Annotated in this window: 10 protein-coding genes and 4 pseudogenes; 9 read left to right on the top strand and 5 right to left on the bottom strand. The window is 45.3% G+C overall.

Going from position 1 to position 16,758, the window contains the following annotated elements; all coding sequences use genetic code 11:
- Positions 1 to 131: 131 nt before the first annotated feature.
- Complete coding sequence (locus AC0L66_RS20415) at positions 132 to 701, bottom strand: aldolase/citrate lyase/malate synthase family protein (protein ID WP_265674320.1); 570 nt, start codon at positions 699 to 701, stop codon at positions 132 to 134.
- Between the two features lie 517 nt (positions 702 to 1,218).
- Positions 1,219 to 1,791, bottom strand: a complete 573-nt coding sequence (locus AC0L66_RS20410; RefSeq protein WP_265674321.1) for an aldolase/citrate lyase/malate synthase family protein — start codon at positions 1,789 to 1,791, stop codon at positions 1,219 to 1,221.
- A 240-nt stretch (positions 1,792 to 2,031) separates the two neighbouring features.
- Here AC0L66_RS20410 and AC0L66_RS20405 point away from each other — a divergent pair.
- Positions 2,032 to 3,486 (top strand): annotated as a pseudogene (locus tag AC0L66_RS20405) (DUF3612 domain-containing protein).
- Positions 3,487 to 3,905: 419 nt separating this feature from the next.
- On the opposite strand, the pseudogene AC0L66_RS20400 reads toward AC0L66_RS20405, so the two are convergent.
- Both AC0L66_RS20400 and AC0L66_RS20395 read right to left on the bottom strand, forming a co-directional pair.
- Positions 3,906 to 4,380, bottom strand: a pseudogene (locus AC0L66_RS20400) (methylated-DNA--[protein]-cysteine S-methyltransferase).
- Positions 4,377 to 5,671 (bottom strand): annotated as a pseudogene (locus AC0L66_RS20395) (DNA-3-methyladenine glycosylase 2 family protein). Before AC0L66_RS20395 ends, AC0L66_RS20400 begins: the two co-directional pseudogenes overlap by 4 nt.
- 476 nt (positions 5,672 to 6,147) lie before the next feature.
- Here AC0L66_RS20395 and AC0L66_RS20390 point away from each other — a divergent pair.
- The 8 genes and pseudogenes from AC0L66_RS20390 to AC0L66_RS20355 all read left to right on the top strand — a co-directional run bounded on the left by AC0L66_RS20390 (position 6,148) and on the right by AC0L66_RS20355 (position 15,272).
- Complete coding sequence (locus AC0L66_RS20390) at positions 6,148 to 6,552, top strand: MaoP family protein (protein WP_473570657.1); 405 nt, start codon at positions 6,148 to 6,150, stop codon at positions 6,550 to 6,552.
- A gap of 198 nt (positions 6,553 to 6,750) precedes the next feature.
- The gene (locus AC0L66_RS20385) at positions 6,751 to 7,485 is read left to right on the top strand and encodes a GntR family transcriptional regulator (RefSeq protein ID WP_473570656.1); all 735 of its coding nucleotides are present in this window, start codon (positions 6,751 to 6,753) and stop codon (positions 7,483 to 7,485) included.
- A 339-nt stretch (positions 7,486 to 7,824) separates the two neighbouring features.
- Positions 7,825 to 9,213, top strand: coding sequence for a xanthine dehydrogenase small subunit (xdhA, locus tag AC0L66_RS20380; RefSeq protein ID WP_473570930.1), 1,389 nt, complete (start codon positions 7,825 to 7,827; stop codon positions 9,211 to 9,213).
- Positions 9,206 to 11,608, top strand: a pseudogene (gene xdhB / locus AC0L66_RS20375) (xanthine dehydrogenase molybdopterin binding subunit). Before xdhA ends, xdhB begins: the two are co-directional and overlap by 8 nt.
- A gap of 71 nt (positions 11,609 to 11,679) precedes the next feature.
- On the top strand, positions 11,680 to 12,591 hold the full coding sequence (gene xdhC, locus AC0L66_RS20370) for a xanthine dehydrogenase accessory protein XdhC (RefSeq protein WP_473570654.1): 912 nt from the start codon (positions 11,680 to 11,682) through the stop codon (positions 12,589 to 12,591).
- A 142-nt stretch (positions 12,592 to 12,733) separates the two neighbouring features.
- On the top strand, positions 12,734 to 14,086 hold the full coding sequence (gene guaD, locus AC0L66_RS20365) for a guanine deaminase (protein WP_473570652.1): 1,353 nt from the start codon (positions 12,734 to 12,736) through the stop codon (positions 14,084 to 14,086).
- Between the two features lie 351 nt (positions 14,087 to 14,437).
- Positions 14,438 to 14,716: a YgiW/YdeI family stress tolerance OB fold protein gene (locus tag AC0L66_RS20360; protein WP_473570650.1), complete on the top strand. Its 279-nt coding sequence runs from the start codon at positions 14,438 to 14,440 to the stop codon at positions 14,714 to 14,716.
- Between the two features lie 373 nt (positions 14,717 to 15,089).
- Entirely contained in the window at positions 15,090 to 15,272 is a 183-nt protein-coding gene (locus AC0L66_RS20355; RefSeq protein WP_265674332.1) for a hypothetical protein, read from the top strand.
- A 198-nt stretch (positions 15,273 to 15,470) separates the two neighbouring features.
- On the opposite strand, the gene AC0L66_RS20350 is transcribed toward AC0L66_RS20355, so the two are convergent.
- Positions 15,471 to 16,718, bottom strand: coding sequence for a urate hydroxylase PuuD (locus AC0L66_RS20350; protein WP_265674333.1), 1,248 nt, complete (start codon positions 16,716 to 16,718; stop codon positions 15,471 to 15,473).
- Between the last annotated feature and the right edge of the window lie 40 nt (positions 16,719 to 16,758).

Raw genomic sequence — 16,758 nt, 5'->3', positions numbered from 1 at the left:
AAATTTACTCTTCATCACTATCGGTTGGTCCACTATTGCTATACATACTACGTATTGCTCGCCGCACCATGTGGTACACAATAATCAACCTTAGCTAGTCATGACTCAGTAACCTTTCATTGTTTCCTTTCTTAACCTGTATAACTAAAACCAAGCAGGTAATCATCACCATTTTTAGCGGTATATTCTTTATCCTCGCTGCAAGCACTAGAGCGACCTTTAGTGTCACCTTTGATTAAACTCACCCAATGGCGAATGCCTGTCGCGATTCTTGATTCCATTTGACCAAACGTTGTACACGTTTCGAGTTGAACATCCTCTATTTCAACTAACTCAAGATACCCAGTACCTTGACGACATCCCATCGTCACTTCAACATGCGTACCACTCTCGTCACGAAATAAAATGGACTCTGGAGCGCACTTGTCGCCCACATAAGCAATAAACTGTTTCGCTTGTTTCAAGCCACTGTGTTGACCATTTTTGAAGTAAGCCAATACATGACGATAATCGATTTCGTAACTTACCACGTCTTCATGAGATCCATTGTCGAGAGGAAATAACGTATCCAGCAGTTGTTTCGCCTTTGTTTGTTTTTCCAACTGTTTATCAGCTTTGACCATTTCTACGGCAAACACAGCTTCAGCAATAAAGGAAAGCGGGTTGTTTTGTTCTTTTTTATCAAATGCTTGCATGTTCATAGTCTTTTCCTTCTACGGCAATAAATCCCATTTAAAGCAAATTCCCTAGCGCTTATTTCAATTTTACATTCGTCGCTTCACTTGCTTACTATCTAGACTACCTCTTTTTTTACTACAATTTCACAACAAAAATTTCACAGTGTGAATTTTACAAAACGGCAGTAAAAAATGGATAATTATGCTCGACGGGTGACTAGAAACCGTCCAGAAAGCGTCTATTCTTCTCACGGTTCGATGTGTAAAAGAACGAGAGAGCAGGCGTAAGGTTAAGCAGCGATAGAGTTATGTCACTGATAGAGTTATGTCGCTGATACTAGTATTTCACTCACCGTATAACGTAGCTTGTTCATTGACCTTTCGGTGTCCAATAAAAAGACCTCACCAAAGTTGGGAGGCCATTAATTGAGTGACAGGCAGTATGCTCTCAATAATATGGATTTAGAGAAACAGCCTAGCTTGGTGGCACCACAGGCGTTTCATGATAAACCACTATTTGCTGCTTTTATTTAACTCGTACCTAAAATGAAAAACTAAACCCTAACGTGTAGTCCTCGCCATTCTTAGCCGTATATTCTTTGTCTTCGCTGCTCGCGCTTGGACGACCTTCCTCATCACCTTGTACCAAGCTAACCCAGTGCCTAATACCCGAAGCATTATCCTGTTCGCTGTGGCCAAAAGTCGTACACGTTTCTAACTGCACATCATCGATTTCGACCAACTCCAAACGACCCGTCCCTTTTCTACGCCCAATCATCACCTCAACATGAGTACCACTTTCATCCCTGAAGAGGATCGACTCTGGTGAACATTTGTCACCCGTGTAAGCAACGAACTGTTTCGCTCGCTTAAGCCCGCTATGCTGTCCATTTTTAAAATAAGCTTGCACATGCCTATAGTCGATTTCATAGCTGACGACATCCTCATGAGACCCATTGTCTAAAGGAAATAACGTATCCAGTAATTGTTTCGCCATCTTTTGTTTTTCAATTTGCTCATCGGCTTTGACCATTTCTACGGCGAACACAGCTTCTGCGATAAACGTTGAATGGTTTTTATGTAGTTCTGTCTTATCGAATGTCAGCATGTTCATAATCTCTTCCTTTTACTGCCGCTAGTCTCAAATAGAGCAAATACACTAAACAAGTGTTTAAATTAATATTCGTTTTGTGATCTTGCTTACTATGTAGACTAGCGCTTTTTTGACTACAATTTCACAACAAAAATTTTACAGTGTGAATTTTACAAAATGCCGTTGTCAAAAAGCCTAATTAGACAGTCTCACTTTCTGGGGACTAAAGTTCGAAACCTCAGAAAACGTAACCATTTAACAATGGAAGACCTCTCTACACGTTGTATTCGGGTTAACCCTGAGTGCGCGCCATCCGTCTCTTACCTATCGATGATAGAGCGAGGCAAGCGAGTGCCAAGTATCGATATGCTTGAAGTCATCGCAGAGGTTTTTCAGAAGAATCCAGCTTGGTTTCTAGACAGTGAACCAGAACAAGAGGAGATCACCCCGGTTAGAGGAAACCGTGGCGGTATCAGCGGCATGGCGCTGGAACCCAGTTTTCTTTTCTCTAACGACATTTTGCAAATTGCCATTCCTGAAATGCTCTCACAAACTGGGATCACAGGGCGACAGTTTGCTCACCTTCTAATTCGTGCCCATCAAGAAAGCTTGCAAAACCACTTTCCTGATTTAGAGCGAGCTGCAGAAGAGGTTGGATTGAAGCGCCTAAATCTTTCCGTCGAAGACCTTATCGACATTGCTAAAAATTTAGGCCTACGAGTCCAATGGGTAAACCGTACCCCAAAAGATGTGGTTGACGAGTTGGGTATCAATGCCAAGCAATTGGTGACCTCCTTTTTGAGCCTCCAGGCACTATCTATCTCAATGAGATCTTAAAAGCATACCCGACTCGGCTCAAATACGATCTCGCGGTTTACATTGGTCATAGAGTGTTACATAGCGAAGAGGGGTTAAAGAGTGTCTTAAGTGTTGGTCATCATAACAGTTGGGAGGATTCAACGAATTCACTGTCTACATCGGCGCTCAACTCACAAGATATTTTACAAGCATGGCGAGACTTTGAATCGAGCTTCTTTGCTAAGCGCTCTGTTGTGTCCAAAAGTCCCATTTCGACAACTTTTGGACCGATGTGGCTATGAAATTGATGCCCATAAGCATGCTGGTGTCTCACCGTCTGTGGCCATGCGTAGAATGACCGTGGTATCACCCTACCCCCATTGGCATTACTTCGATGCTTATGGACCGGGCAAATTAAAAGCGGTATATCGCGGAAACGGAATTCCGCTTCCATGGGGAAACATGCGAATGGTGAATGACCCATGTCAACACTGGGCAGTATTTAGACGCCTTTCAGAGCCGAGAAATGGCTCTTCTGCGCAACTCTCGATTTTAAACGTCAATGGTGAACCAAGAATTTACTGCTGTGAATCTGTCAATATGACCGATCCGGCGGGCAATAATCGAGTCCTTTGCGCAGGCATTGATCTCAACCCCGCCATTGACGCACAAGGTGGAAATGCACTGGATATCGCCAACGAATTAAAAGGGCTTTGCGTCAGTAGCGGCGGCAGTGCCACAATACCTAGAAGCATCAAAAAGGATCTCACCACTATTTCAAAAATCCTTAATATCAACTGGATTGAACGAGGAATAGACAATGAAGCACGGTTGATTTGTTCACGAGGGGCAGGCTGCCCACGCAAACCTAGTTGCTATGAAAAATCGGACGACCAACACGAGATAATTTTAGAATAACGCAGCCTTTAGAAAGAAAAAAAGCCAGCCACAAAATAAGGTGACTGGCTATATACATGTGTGAACAAGAGGTGTTCACTAACAACGTCAGTTGGCTAGGTGACCCTCGGCTTAATAAGGGTCACTTTGATATATGCAGATAGCGTGCCAACTTTTAAACCTTCCTTTTTTTACTGTTATTGCTTAGTTTTCCTATTAACTGAATAAACTATACTCATATAATTTTTGCATAATGCAATTTATTTAGCAAAATGCAAACACTGGTTATTGCAAATCGATAAAAAAGCGATATTAGCAAAATAAATATGAAACTTATCACCAAGCAACTCCGCGTTATTACCTATGACTAACAGATAGACACCATAAAATAACCACAAGCTGACACTGTAGAGGTCATAGCATGCTGCACACTGACGTTTTTATACTCTCTTTTCGAGATTCAATAACGCCTTTTTACGTGCCACTCCGCTAGGCATAGCCCGTTAACTGACCACTTTTTCCAATAACACGATGGCAAGGCACGATCACTGAAATTGGGTTTTTGCCATTTGCTGAACCTACGGCTCTCACCGCTTTAGGGTTACCAATGTAATCCGCTAACTCTTGATAGCTCATTGAGTGTCCATAAGGAATATCACATAACGCTTGCCAAACCTGCATCTGAAAAGGGGTGCCTTTTGCCGCAAGCGGGATATCAAAGGTCTTGCGAATACCAGAAAAATACTCACTAAGCTGTTGCTTTGTAAGTAACAAAATTGGATGGTCCGCTTGCAACTCCCCCAACTCTTCTGGTTGCGTGGTATGCTCCTCAAACCACAACCCAGTGAGCCCCTGCTCCGTAGCCTGAACTGTCACTCGCCCCAATGGGCTATCTACTACCGCATAAAATGTCATGAATGTTGGCTCCAACAATGTAAAGTGGCATAACTTCCCCACGGTGAGACTCGGTTCGCGACACACGATGGGTGAAGGTCTGTGTATTTTTTTACAATAAGATCGGTGGCGAGTAACAAGTCAGGCTGAGACAAGCCACGTAGCTTCGCATAGTTAATCGTCCACGGGCCAATGCCTTTTATTTCAGTCCACAAATCAGGGGCGAGATTTACATCATTGTTAAGGGCAGTAGCGAGCCGCGATAATGTGTCTTTTCGGCTCTGAGGCATTCGCAAAAAGCTCAAATCATGTTGAATAATTGAGCTAGGGTCAGGAAACACCTTCTGCCCTGATAAGGTTTTATTTACCGTATCACTAAGCAAATTAACTTGCCCAATCGCCGCTTTCACAGAAACTTGCTGGCCCAGCACCGCTCTGACTCCTGCCTCCCATGTTGACCATACCCCCGGGATACGGATGCCGCTATGGCGTACGAGGTTTGCGTCAACGCTTGATAGATGGCTTTCAATCGCCGACAGATCCGCATTCAAATCGAACATACGTTTAATATTACTGACCATAGAATACAGCTGTCTGGCATCTTCCACATCGAACTCGACACGAACAGTTTTCTTATTTTCGAAGTCTGCCCAAACTTTAAACCATCCTAACGTGCCATCCAGTTCGATATAACGCTCATAAGAGTGCTCAGTCACTCGCTCGATGCCATCAATCGCTCTAAATTGATAAAATGCCAGAAGCCGATGCCAGTCATAAGCACCGCGGTAGGCAAGTGTCAACGAGTTACTTACACCATCAACACGCTGCTGCCGTCGCATAGTCGTCGGATTGAGCTTCAACAGCTTTTGAAAGGCATCGTTAAATCGGCGAGTGCTGTTGAAACCACAAGCAAAACCAATATCCGTTACGCTCATAGAACTGCAGTGTAGTAACTGCTTTGCAAACATCAGCTGCTGATATTGTGCATACTGCTTTGGCGACATGCCAAGATGCTTTTCAAATACTTGCCTTAAATAACGACTACTTATGCCAAGCCTCGCGGCCAACTGCTCAACACTACTTTGTTGCAGCGCGCCTTGCTCGATCAAATGGATTGCTCGTCGAAATGTCGTCTCAACACCTTGCCATGCCCAAGAACTGGGCGCGCTATCTGGGCGACAGCGCAGGCATGGACGATATCCAGCCTGCAATGCCATCGGGGCATTAACAAAATACTCGACGTTCTTTTCTTTTGGTAAATTCGCAGGACAAATGGGGCGACAAAATATGCTTAGGTTGTCTTCACTGCCACGAAAAACTGACCGTCAAATCGACTATCCCGAGATAAGCGAGCCGCTCGGAACCGCTCCAACCGCAATTGCCGATGATAGGCACTCTCTCGTGTTTCTGATTCACACGTTTCATGCTCACCAATCGACAACTTACCTGTTGATACATCGCTAAAAGATACCGCCATTTGTTGTTAAACTCCCTTGTACTGCACGACCATGCCAATAATTGTCATCGTGATCAGTACAATAAGTGTAACGCACCTTCTCATCTACACTCGCCATTTTCGGAACTGAATATAGAAACGTGACAAACATAAAAATGTCATCACAGCATCATATTTTCTTAACGATAAAAATGAAAAGTAATGGTTCGCCAAGATGTTAGCAAATCTATGTTTCATCGGGGTGAAAATACTGGTTAAAAAACCTGCAATTTCGTCGACACTTTCTATACTAGGTCAGTGTCAAACAGTTAACATGATTGCATGAGGTTATTATGTCTGATGTAGATTTTCGTCTTGGCAATAAGCCATTTTATGACAACAACAAATTTCGCCGTGGCTTTGCAAAATCTGGTGACTTTACGTTAGCCGAAGAAGAGATTTTAATTCGTTATGGTGCGACTATGAATCAACTCGAACAAGGTGAGGTAGCACCTGAAAGCGTAGTCGAACAACACTTTTTGCTGGTCATGCAAGATGAAAGACAGGCTGAGACTAAGCTCGAAAAAGCATGGGTCAAGTATATTCATTTAGCTCGCGATCGACGACGATTTCACACATTAAACGCTAAAAAGCCAGTTGAAGCTGAAGCGAATCGCGACGACGATGACGACTACCAACAAGATGACGTGTTGGACGACAGTTTAGTCACTGAGGACTCAGATATCGCCGATAGATAACGCTCAAATTATCAGCCGTCATTCATGACGGCTTGATTACTTCATTCTATGCACGCCTTTGTGATTTGTTGCTAACACGGTGTTCTTCATAAATTCTGCACGACTCATCACAGTTTTCGTTTCAGCTAGATACTTGTATACAAAGTGAAGTATTATTGTTCTATTAGTTCATATTTTGTAAACGAGTACTGTTACCTGATGGCAAGCCTGAAAAACTCTGTAAACACAAACATTAAAACCAAGGTGGCGGGGCAAACCCAAGATGACGTGGTCTATTGCCATATCTTTGATGCCATTTTAGAACAACGCCTACCACCAGCGACGAAGTTGAACGAAGAAGCCTTAGGCGAAATTTTTGGTGTTAGCCGCACGATCATACGCCGAGCACTACTCCGCTTGTCATTGGAAAAAGTGGTCGATATTCGCCCCAATCGAGGTGCTATTGTTTCAGCGCCTACTGTCGATGAAGCAAAACAAATCTTTAAGGCGAGAGAAGTGATGGAGCTGGCAATCACTGAGCTAGCAGTCAACAACGCAACCCCAGCTCAAATCGCCGAATGTCGAAAACTCGTTGCCAAAGAAAACAAAGCCTTTGCTGTGAATGACTATGGCTCGGGCCTGCGTTTGTCCGGCGAGTTCCACATAAAATTAGCTGAAATGGCAGACAATGCGCCATTGTTAACCTTCCAGCGTAGCCTTGTGTCGCAAACATCACTACTGATTGCGCAATATGAAACTGGCAGTCACTCTAACTGCTCTCTAGATGAACACACAGGGCTTCTCGACGCGATTGAAGCTGGTGATGAACAACAAGCGCTAAACTTAATGAAGGAGCATTTAGATCATATACGTTCTAAGTTGAACCTCGACAACGCCACCACCTCAAATGATTTGCATGTCGTTTTCTCCGATCTCCTTAAAGCAAAATCCTAATGCTTGCAGTGCCTCAGCAAAAAGAGGCGCTGCGCGACTCCCCTAAGTCCCCCCCTTTCTACCGCTCCACACACTAACAAATAATTAACACCACCCAAAAAGTGTTAACTTGAATAGTATCAGCAACTTAACCAGACCACTCCATTAGGAATTACAATTCCCACTATATTAATGTTGCCATTTTGTAAGAAAATAGTTGACCAGGCGGTCAGTTTGACTAATTATTGACCCAAAGGTCAGAAAAAATAATTAGTCTCTAAACGTCTTACACAAGGAGGTCTCTTGATTACTTTCCTACTCAATCAAGATATTAGACAAGAAGAAAATCTGTCTCCCAATATGACAGTACTGAATTACCTAAGAACACAGGTAAACAAAAATGGCACCAAAGAAGGGTGTGGTTCTGGTGATTGCGGAGCTTGTACTGTGGTACTGGGCGAGCTTGTCGACGGCGAGCTTCGTTACCGTTCTGTTAATTCCTGTCTGACCTTTATTTCAGCTCTGCATGGTAAACAACTCATTACCGTTGAAGACTTACAAGCGAAAGATCGCTCGCTTCATCCTGTCCAGCAAGCGATTGTTGATTTTCATGGCTCACAATGTGGTTACTGCACACCCGGATTTATTATGTCGATGTTTGCGCTAGGGAAAAACAAGCCCAACGCCAACAAACAAGATGTTATGGAATCACTCGCAGGTAACCTGTGCCGATGTACGGGTTATCGTCCAATTGTTGATGCAGCCTTGTCTCTTTGTGATGATACTCCGCTCACTGACCAGTTTTCTGAACTCTCTCGACTCACCATTCAAAAACTAGAAAAAATCCAACAAAACGAAGCCAGTTTACGAGCAGGTCACCTTACCGCTTTTTCTCCTAAATCCACCGAAGAGCTAGCGAAACTATATCAAGCGCACCCAACGGCAAAATTGGTTGCTGGAGGAACGGATTTAGCGTTGGAAGTAACACAATTTCACCGAGAAATAGAGACACTAATCAGCGTCAATTTAGTCGAAGACATGAAAGTGTGCGAAGACGCGGAAAACGATTTAATCATCGGCGCAAACCTCCCTATCAGCGACGCTTATCAACTGTTGCAGCGCTACTACCCAGATTTTGGTGAACTACTGCATCGCTTTGCCTCTTTGCAAGTACGAAATCAGGGTACGATTGGTGGCAACGTCGCCAACGCATCACCGATTGGCGATACACCGCCACTATTGATTGCCCTAGACGCCAAAGTACAGCTCCGCTGTGGCAGCGAAACCCGCACATTACCGATTGAAGAATACTTCATCAGTTACAAAGTCACGGCTCAAAAGCCAAGTGAATTTATCGAAAAAATCATCATACCCAAGCCAACTCAAGCGGGGTTCCGTGCTTACAAATTGTCTAAGCGATTGGATGACGACATCTCAGCCGTTTGTGGCGCCTTTGATCTTAAAATTGACAACGGTACGGTCACTCATGCTCGCATTGCCTTTGGCGGTATGGCTGCGATACCCAAGCGAGCAAGCCTGTGTGAGCAACGCCTTATTGGTCAGCCTTGGAACGAACAAACCATTGAACACGCCATGGCCGCTATCGCGGATGAATTTGAGCCACTCTCTGACTTTAGAGCGAGCCAAGAATATCGCTCAATGACCGCTTGCAACATGCTAAAGCGCTACTACATAGAAGAATCGAACAAGAACAATCAGATTGAAACGAGGGTAACGTCTTATGTCTAATGTGAATCACAACCCATTGACTCACGAAGAGATGGTGGCGCTAGTCAAACAAGATCTCAAAACGGGAGTGGGTAAAAGCGTCAAACATGACAGTGCGCCCAAGCAAGTCACTGGCGAAGCCGTCTATATCGATGACCGTTTAGAATTTCCCAATCAGTTGCACGTCTATGCGCTACTGAGTACGCAAGCGCATGCCACTATCACTCGCATTGATGTCTCACCTTGCTATGAATTTGAGGGCGTTGAAATTGCCATCACATCGAAAGATATCCCCGGTCAATTAGATATCGGCGCCATTCTTCCCGGCGATCCGCTACTTGCTGACGGTAAAGTCGAATATTATGGTCAATCCGGTTATTGCCGTGGCTGCCAGCAGCCTAGAAGTCGCTCGAAAAGCGGCCCACGCCGCTATTGTTGAATACGAAGCCCTACCTGCAATCCTAGACGTAAAAGAAGCGCTCGAGAAAAAACACTTTGTCACGGAAAGTCATCAGCAAAAGCGTGGCGACTCCGCTAAGGCCATCGCCCAAGCGACGCATGTCATTGAAGGTGATATTGATATTGGCGGTCAAGAACACTTCTATCTAGAGACTCAAGTCAGCAGTGTCATGCCAACCGAAGATGGCGGTATGATTGTTTACACCTCCACACAAAACCCCACCGAAGTACAAAAGCTGGTTTCTGAGGTGCTTGGCGTCGCGATGCATAAAGTCGTCATTGATATGCGCCGCATGGGTGGCGGCTTTGGTGGTAAAGAAACCCAAGCTGCAGCACTTAGCACTGTATGGCTGCTGTCATTGCTCATTTGACTGGTCGTCCCACCAAAATGCGTCTATTACGTAACGAAGATATGACGATGACGGGTAAGCGACACCCTTTTTACAACCAGTATAAAGTCGGCTTCGATGACAATGGCGTGATCCAAGGCAGTGAAATTATTGTTGCTGGTAACTGCGGTTACTCACCTGATCTTTCTAGCTCTATTGTTGACCGTGCTATGTTTCACTCTGACAACGCCTACTACCTTGGCGACACAACCATTACCGGGCACCGCTGTAAAACCAATACCGCGTCAAACACCGCCTATCGAGGCTTTGGTGGTCCACAAGGCATGATGACGATTGAACACATCATGGACGAAATTGCTAGGTACCTAAACAAAGATCCATTAGAGGTTCGTAAAGCGAATTACTATGGCGACGAAGGACGCAATGTCACACATTACTACCAAACGGTAGAAGATAACTTCATGCCTGAGATCACCGAACAGCTTGAACAAAGCAGCGATTATCATGCAAGACGTAAAGCCATCGCCAAGTTCAATCAACAGAGTCCTATCCTAAAGAAAGGCTTGTCGATCACCCCAGTTAAATTCGGTATTTCCTTTACCGCGACGTTTCTAAACCAAGCTGGCGCCCTAATCCATATTTACACCGATGGCAGTATTCACTTGAATCACGGTGGTACCGAAATGGGACAGGGTCTTAATATCAAAGTTGCACAAATCGTTGCTCAGGAGTTTCAAGTTGATGTTGACCGTATCCAAATCACCGCAACCAATACCGACAAGGTGCCGAACACCTCGCCGACCGCCGCCTCATCGGGCGCCGACCTCAACGGTAAGGCCGCACAAAACGCAGCCATAACCATCAAGCAGCGGTTGATCGATTTTGCTTCCGCCCACTTTTCTGTCACGCCAGAAGAGGTCATTTTCAAAAATGGCTTTGTGCAAATTCGTGAAAAAATCATGACCTTCGCCAACTTTGCTGAACTGGCATGGATGAACCAGATCTCTCTATCGAGTACCGGATTTTATCGCACGCCGAAGATTTACTATGACCACGAAAAGGCTCGCGGTCGTCCCTTCTATTATTTCGCCTACGGCGCATCCTGCTCTGAAGTCATCATTGATACGCTTACTGGCGAGTACAAAATCCTCAGGGTGGATATTTTGCACGATGTCGGCGCATCGCTAAATCCCGCCATCGATATTGGACAAATCGAAGGTGGCTTTGTACAAGGCGCTGGCTGGTTAACCACGGAAGAATTAGTGTGGAATGAGCAAGGTCGCCTGATGACCAATGGGCCTGCGAGTTACAAAATTCCGGCGATTGCCGATATGCCCATCGACTTTAGAACCGAGCTTCTAGAAAATCGCAGTAACCCAGAAGACACCGTCTTTAACTCCAAAGCGGTGGGTGAGCCACCATTTATGCTGGGAATGTCTGTGTGGAGCGCGCTAAAGGATGCCATCGCGTCTGTTGCCGTCAATGGTGCAATCCCTAAATTGGATACACCAGCCACACCAGAGCGGGTACTCATGGCAGTGCATGCCGTTACTCATCCGCGCACGAACCCGTCCACTTCAACCAAAGGTTATCAACGCAGCGCCTAACGCCTCCCTTGTCCGGCTCTGTTAAAAAAGGGCCGGAGATCAGGGACTGTGGGACAATTAAGGAGAGCGTTATGTTTAAAGACAATTGGATTCAAGCCCTGGCGCAACTTGAGAAAGACCATGAGTCTTGCGTCATGGTAACCGTACTAGAAGATAAAGGCTCGGTACCTCGCGATGCCGGAACGAAAATGCTCGTCACGCATGATCGTATTATTGCCACCATTGGTGGTGGTCACCTCGAACATGTCGCCGCCAAAATGGCCAGAGAGATGCTAGAAACAAGAGAACAAGGGCTGAAAGTTGAGCGCTTCAATCTTGGCGCCCGTTTAGGGCAATGTTGTGGGGGAATGGCGACTCTCAGCTTTGAACCTATCGGCACAGCAGAAAGACATCTCGTGATCTTCGGAGCGGGCCATGTGGCGAAAGCCTTAATTCATGTCGTGGCTACCCTGCCATTTCGCGTTACTTGGATCGATGAACGAGAAGCAGAATTTCCTGATAGTTTACCTCATGGCGTGACTAAGCTTGTCTCCGATGATCCCGTCGGTGAAGTGAGACACCTGCCATCAAACAGCTATTATTTAGTGATGACACACAACCATCAGCTTGATTTTGAGCTGGCAAAGGCCATCATTGATAAAAATGACAGTGTGTACTTTGGTATGATTGGCTCCCTCACTAAACGCAAGAAATTCGATTTCAGATTGTCGCAACGTGGCTATAACCATGACCAAATTAATAGCATGGTTTGCCCTATCGGAATTGGCGCAGTGACAGGTAAGCACCCAGCAGAAATCGCCGTTTCTGTTGCTGGCGAATTAATTGCCCATTATCAAGGGCAAAGTATTGAGCAAAAGCGCCCAGCTCAGGTCCGTCGGGATGATAACCGCACGGCGGCACGCCTCCCAAAAGAGAGCAGCATCATAGATCAAGACAACAATATTGCCCCTAACGATGAAGCGCCACATCAACATATCGCGTAACACCAGCTCGTCCCAATCATGATTGATGAGAGTGGCGAGAGTGCGATGCCTAGCACAAGCATCAGGCTCAAAACGGGCGTTTAAGTTACACACAGAACACATACACTGGTAAGCATGCTTGCTGGTAGAAAAGGAAATCACAATGACAACGCAACGCAGCGCCTATCGCGCGAGTATACTCCATAGTATCGCAGACCCTAAAGAGGTCGAGTTAGAACAGTCGTACCAATATTTCGAAGATGGGGTGTTAGTCGTAGAAAACGGTCATGTCATCGATATCGGCCCTGCAACAGAAGTCCTAGCACGCCACAGCCCATCCATGCCTGTGACAAGCTATCAAAACAAACTGATCACCTCCGGCTTTATTGATACCCATATTCACTACCCGCAAGCCGGTATGATCGCCTCCTACGGTGAACAACTGCTCGATTGGCTTGAAAACTACACCTTTCCGGAAGAGCGCCGCTTTAAAAACCCTATCTATGCCCATAAGGTGGCAAAACTATTTTTAGATGAGCTTGCCAGCAACGGTACCACCACTGCTCTGGTATTTGGCACCGTTCACAAAGAATCGATTGACGTCTTTTTCTCAGAGGCTGAAAAGCGAAACTTACGCATGATTGCTGGCAAAGTCCTGATGGACCGAAATGCACCAGACTACTTAACCGACACACCAGAATCCGGCTACCAAGCTTCAAAAGATCTGATTGAGAAATGGCATCAGCGAGGTAGGTTACTTTATGCCGTCACGCCAAGGTTTGCCCCAACAAGCACACCAGAGCAGCTAGCGACCGTTGGCAAGTTATTAGAAGAATACCCCGATGTGTACCTACATACTCACTTGTCCGAAAACAAAAAAGAAATTGAATGGGTACTTGACCTATTCCCAGAACGTGACAGCTACTTAGATGTCTATGACCACTACGGCTTACTGCATAAGCGCTCCGTTTTTGCCCATGGCATTCACCTATCAGACTGTGAGTGTGAACGCCTTGCAGAAAGCGAATCGGCCATCGCTTTCTGCCCAACCTCCAATCTATTTCTTGGTTCAGGGCTCTTTAAACTCACCAAGCTTGAAGAAAAAGGCGTGCGTGTGGGAATGGGAACAGATGTCGGAGCGGGGACCAGCTTTTCTATACTTCAAACCATGAGTGAAGCGTACAAAATCATGCAACTGCAACAAGAAAAGCTACATCCGTTTAAGTCACTTTATCTCGCCACTCTCGGTGGTGCGAAAGCGCTGCACTTAGAAGATAAGATTGGTAACCTTGCCATAGGCAAAGAAGCAGACTTTGTGGTGCTCGACCTTCATGCTACGCAACTCATGCGCTTTAGGATGCAACAAACCATCACTCTGGAAGAGAAGCTGTTCGTATTAATGAGCTTAGGGGATGACCGCACCGTCTGTGAAACCTACATCTACGGCGACAAAGCGTACGACGCCAACCCGTCTCTATCTAAGCACCCTGAGAAAAAAGTCGTCAATATTGCTTAGCAAAATAATGAAGACCGAACTCACTCAATAAAAAGTCGCCTTTAAATGGCGACTTTTTTCATTATGAACGAATTCTGAATATCCACTTCAGTTCTCATTAATTAAGCCTAGTGCATAGTAGCACCATCAACGAAACGCTAAGGCTGCGATTCATAGGATTAGTTAACGATTTAAGGTCGTACCGTTCTAAGAATTGGTCGTAAAAACGATTAACGACACTGCTGGCTAATAGCACAATAACGAATAACATACGTTCTGAGGTTCACATGAAAAAAATCATTATCGCAACAACGCTTATCCTAACATCTGGTTTCGCAGCAGCAAACACCGTCCCAGCGACTGGTGGCTTTAATGGCCCAACCATGCGGTATGCAAACTACGGTTGCTCAAGCACTAAAAGCCAATGACGATACCCCTGTAAAAATCACAGGCAGCATTACTCAAGCACTCGGCGATGAAGACTATCAATTTAGCGATGGCACCAACACCATTGTGGTCGAAATTGATGACCGCGTATGGCAAGGCGTCGATGTCACACCCAATGACACGATCACCATTATTGGTAGCTTAGATAAAGACGCATGGGAAGACGCAACCATCGACGTCAAACGCATTGTCATTGCTGGCTAACGAACACGGATTGCGCTAAAAACCCACTAACAAAGACTCCATATTGCGGGGTCTTTGTTACGTTTATTAACAAGCCCCATCCATGACCGATAATCACTATCCTGACTTAATTCGATACCGCTCAAAAAATCTCATTTTCTTCTTGCCACAGTATTCGCCTAGTCAAACCCACAAATCAGTTCACTCGTCTAAAATAAAACCATGAAACACTATTTGTCACTATAAACACCCCCGTTATCGCGTGTTATATCTACACAATTCTATTACCCCTATAGTGTTAATCCACTATGCCTATTGATCTAGATCAAATCAATCATCCACAAAAACAGTCATGTTAATAGCATGTTGTTAAGGTTAACGAAAAGGATTTAGCATGGAACTTAAACAAGACCCACGGTGTTATACGGACGTTTGTATCAACGGAAAATGGTTTCATCACGACCACTGCACGACTCGAGCTTATATGCTCAAAGGTGGCAGCTCGGCTTGCATTGAGCTTGCGAAAATGCCAACGACAGAAAATGAGTTAGTCGACTTACTTAATGACCTTTTCTAAACCACTGTTTTTCCCTTCAAATCATCGCCGCTTAACCGCGGCGGGTTGCTTCCCCCCTCTAACGTGCTTTACTCAACCCAATGGTTAAATCCCAAACATAAAAAAAGCACCAGAACCTGTCGACTCTGATGCCTTCCATTTCATTTGCCCAGTTACGATGCTGTAGCAAACTCGCCAATCAATGGCTGTACTCGCCTATTACTGTATTTGCGCGCCCTGCTCTGCCCATTCACCAATTAAAACCCTCTCTTCATCAGTCATTTGGGTCAAATTACCCAACGGCATGACTTTCGTCGTTACGGACTGAGCGACAATACGAGACGCGTTGATTTTAATTTCCTGAGGCGTATCAAGCATAACGCCACCCGGTGCGGTTTGAAACGCGGCATGTGAAGGGGTGGCCGAATGACACACCGTACAACGCACTTGAATCACTTGATTGATTTTAGCAAATGAAGAGCTCGCCTCATCCTGTTCAGCATTCTTTTCAGTATCAGCATTCACAGTAACATGACTCTCGGTATGTGCCACCTGAGGCGAGGTCGGTTTATTCGCATACGGTGAGGTGACAAAGGCCAATGTGATCATACCTAATGCAGCAACAGGTATAGTCCAAGCAAATTTTTGGCTACCATGTCGAGTATTAAAATAATGGCGAACCAAAATACTAAATACCGATAATCCCGCCAATATTAACCAGTTATAGTGTGAACCATAGGTACTTGGGAAATGGTTGCTGATCATAATAAACAGCACAGGCAAGGTGAGGTAGTTATTGTGTCTAGAACGCAATAAGCCCTTGGCTGGCAGACGTGGATCTGGCTCGGTATTCTCTTCTATCGCCTTCACCAGATTGCGCTGTGCGGGCATGATAACAAAAAACACGTTACCCACCATGATAGTGCCAATTATCGCACCAACATGAATGTAAGCGCCTCGTCCACTAAAGACCTGAGTTAATCCATACGCCGCCGCGACCAAACCAAGAAACAGCACAACACCCAGAATGACCGGGGTTTTCCCCAAGAATGAATCACAAAGAAAGCTGTAAACCAACCAACCAACGGCTAAAGACCCAATGCCAATCGCGATGGCGGTAGCAGAATCGATACCAGAGCCGGGGGCAACAAGATAAAGGTCTGCGTTGAGGTAATACACCACGCCGAGTAAGCAGACCCCTGTTATCCAAGTAAAGTACGCTTCCCATTTAAACCAGTGTAAGTTATCTGGCATTTTAGGCGGAGCCAACTTGTATTTCTCAAGGTGATAGATGCCACCACCGTGAATCGCCCAAAGATCGCCCGAAAGCCCTTCTTTTGGGTTACTGCGGTTAAGGTTGTTTTCCAACCAAACAAAATAAAACGATGCGCCAATCCAAGCGACACCGACGACCATATGAACCCATCGAATTAATAGGTTCAACCATTCTGTCATGTGCGGATCCATAACATACTCCTTCTTAGCAGCCTCAATCTAAGCGCTGCAT

The organism is Vibrio sp. GJ43-1 (genome assembly GCF_055808835.1).
The sequence above is the reverse complement of the archived record's forward strand: the minus strand, read 5'-3'. Positions and strand labels throughout refer to the sequence as shown.

Bases quoted from the DNA above. Each gene is read 5' to 3' on its own strand.
- AC0L66_RS20415 (WP_265674320.1), bottom strand. From the start codon at position 701: ATGAACATGCAAGCATTTGATAAAAAAGAACAAAACAACCCGCTTTCC.
- guaD (WP_473570652.1), top strand. From the start codon at position 12,734: ATGACAACGCAACGCAGCGCCTATCGCGCGAGTATACTCCATAGTATC.
- AC0L66_RS20355 (WP_265674332.1), top strand. From the start codon at position 15,090: ATGGAACTTAAACAAGACCCACGGTGTTATACGGACGTTTGTATCAAC.
- xdhA (WP_473570930.1), top strand. From the start codon at position 7,825: ATGACAGTACTGAATTACCTAAGAACACAGGTAAACAAAAATGGCACC.
- AC0L66_RS20390 (WP_473570657.1), top strand. From the start codon at position 6,148: ATGTCTGATGTAGATTTTCGTCTTGGCAATAAGCCATTTTATGACAAC.
- AC0L66_RS20410 (WP_265674321.1), bottom strand. From the start codon at position 1,791: ATGAACATGCTGACATTCGATAAGACAGAACTACATAAAAACCATTCA.
- AC0L66_RS20385 (WP_473570656.1), top strand. From the start codon at position 6,751: ATGGCAAGCCTGAAAAACTCTGTAAACACAAACATTAAAACCAAGGTG.
- AC0L66_RS20350 (WP_265674333.1), bottom strand. From the start codon at position 16,718: ATGGATCCGCACATGACAGAATGGTTGAACCTATTAATTCGATGGGTT.
- xdhC (WP_473570654.1), top strand. From the start codon at position 11,680: ATGTTTAAAGACAATTGGATTCAAGCCCTGGCGCAACTTGAGAAAGAC.
- AC0L66_RS20360 (WP_473570650.1), top strand. From the start codon at position 14,438: ATGGCCCAACCATGCGGTATGCAAACTACGGTTGCTCAAGCACTAAAA.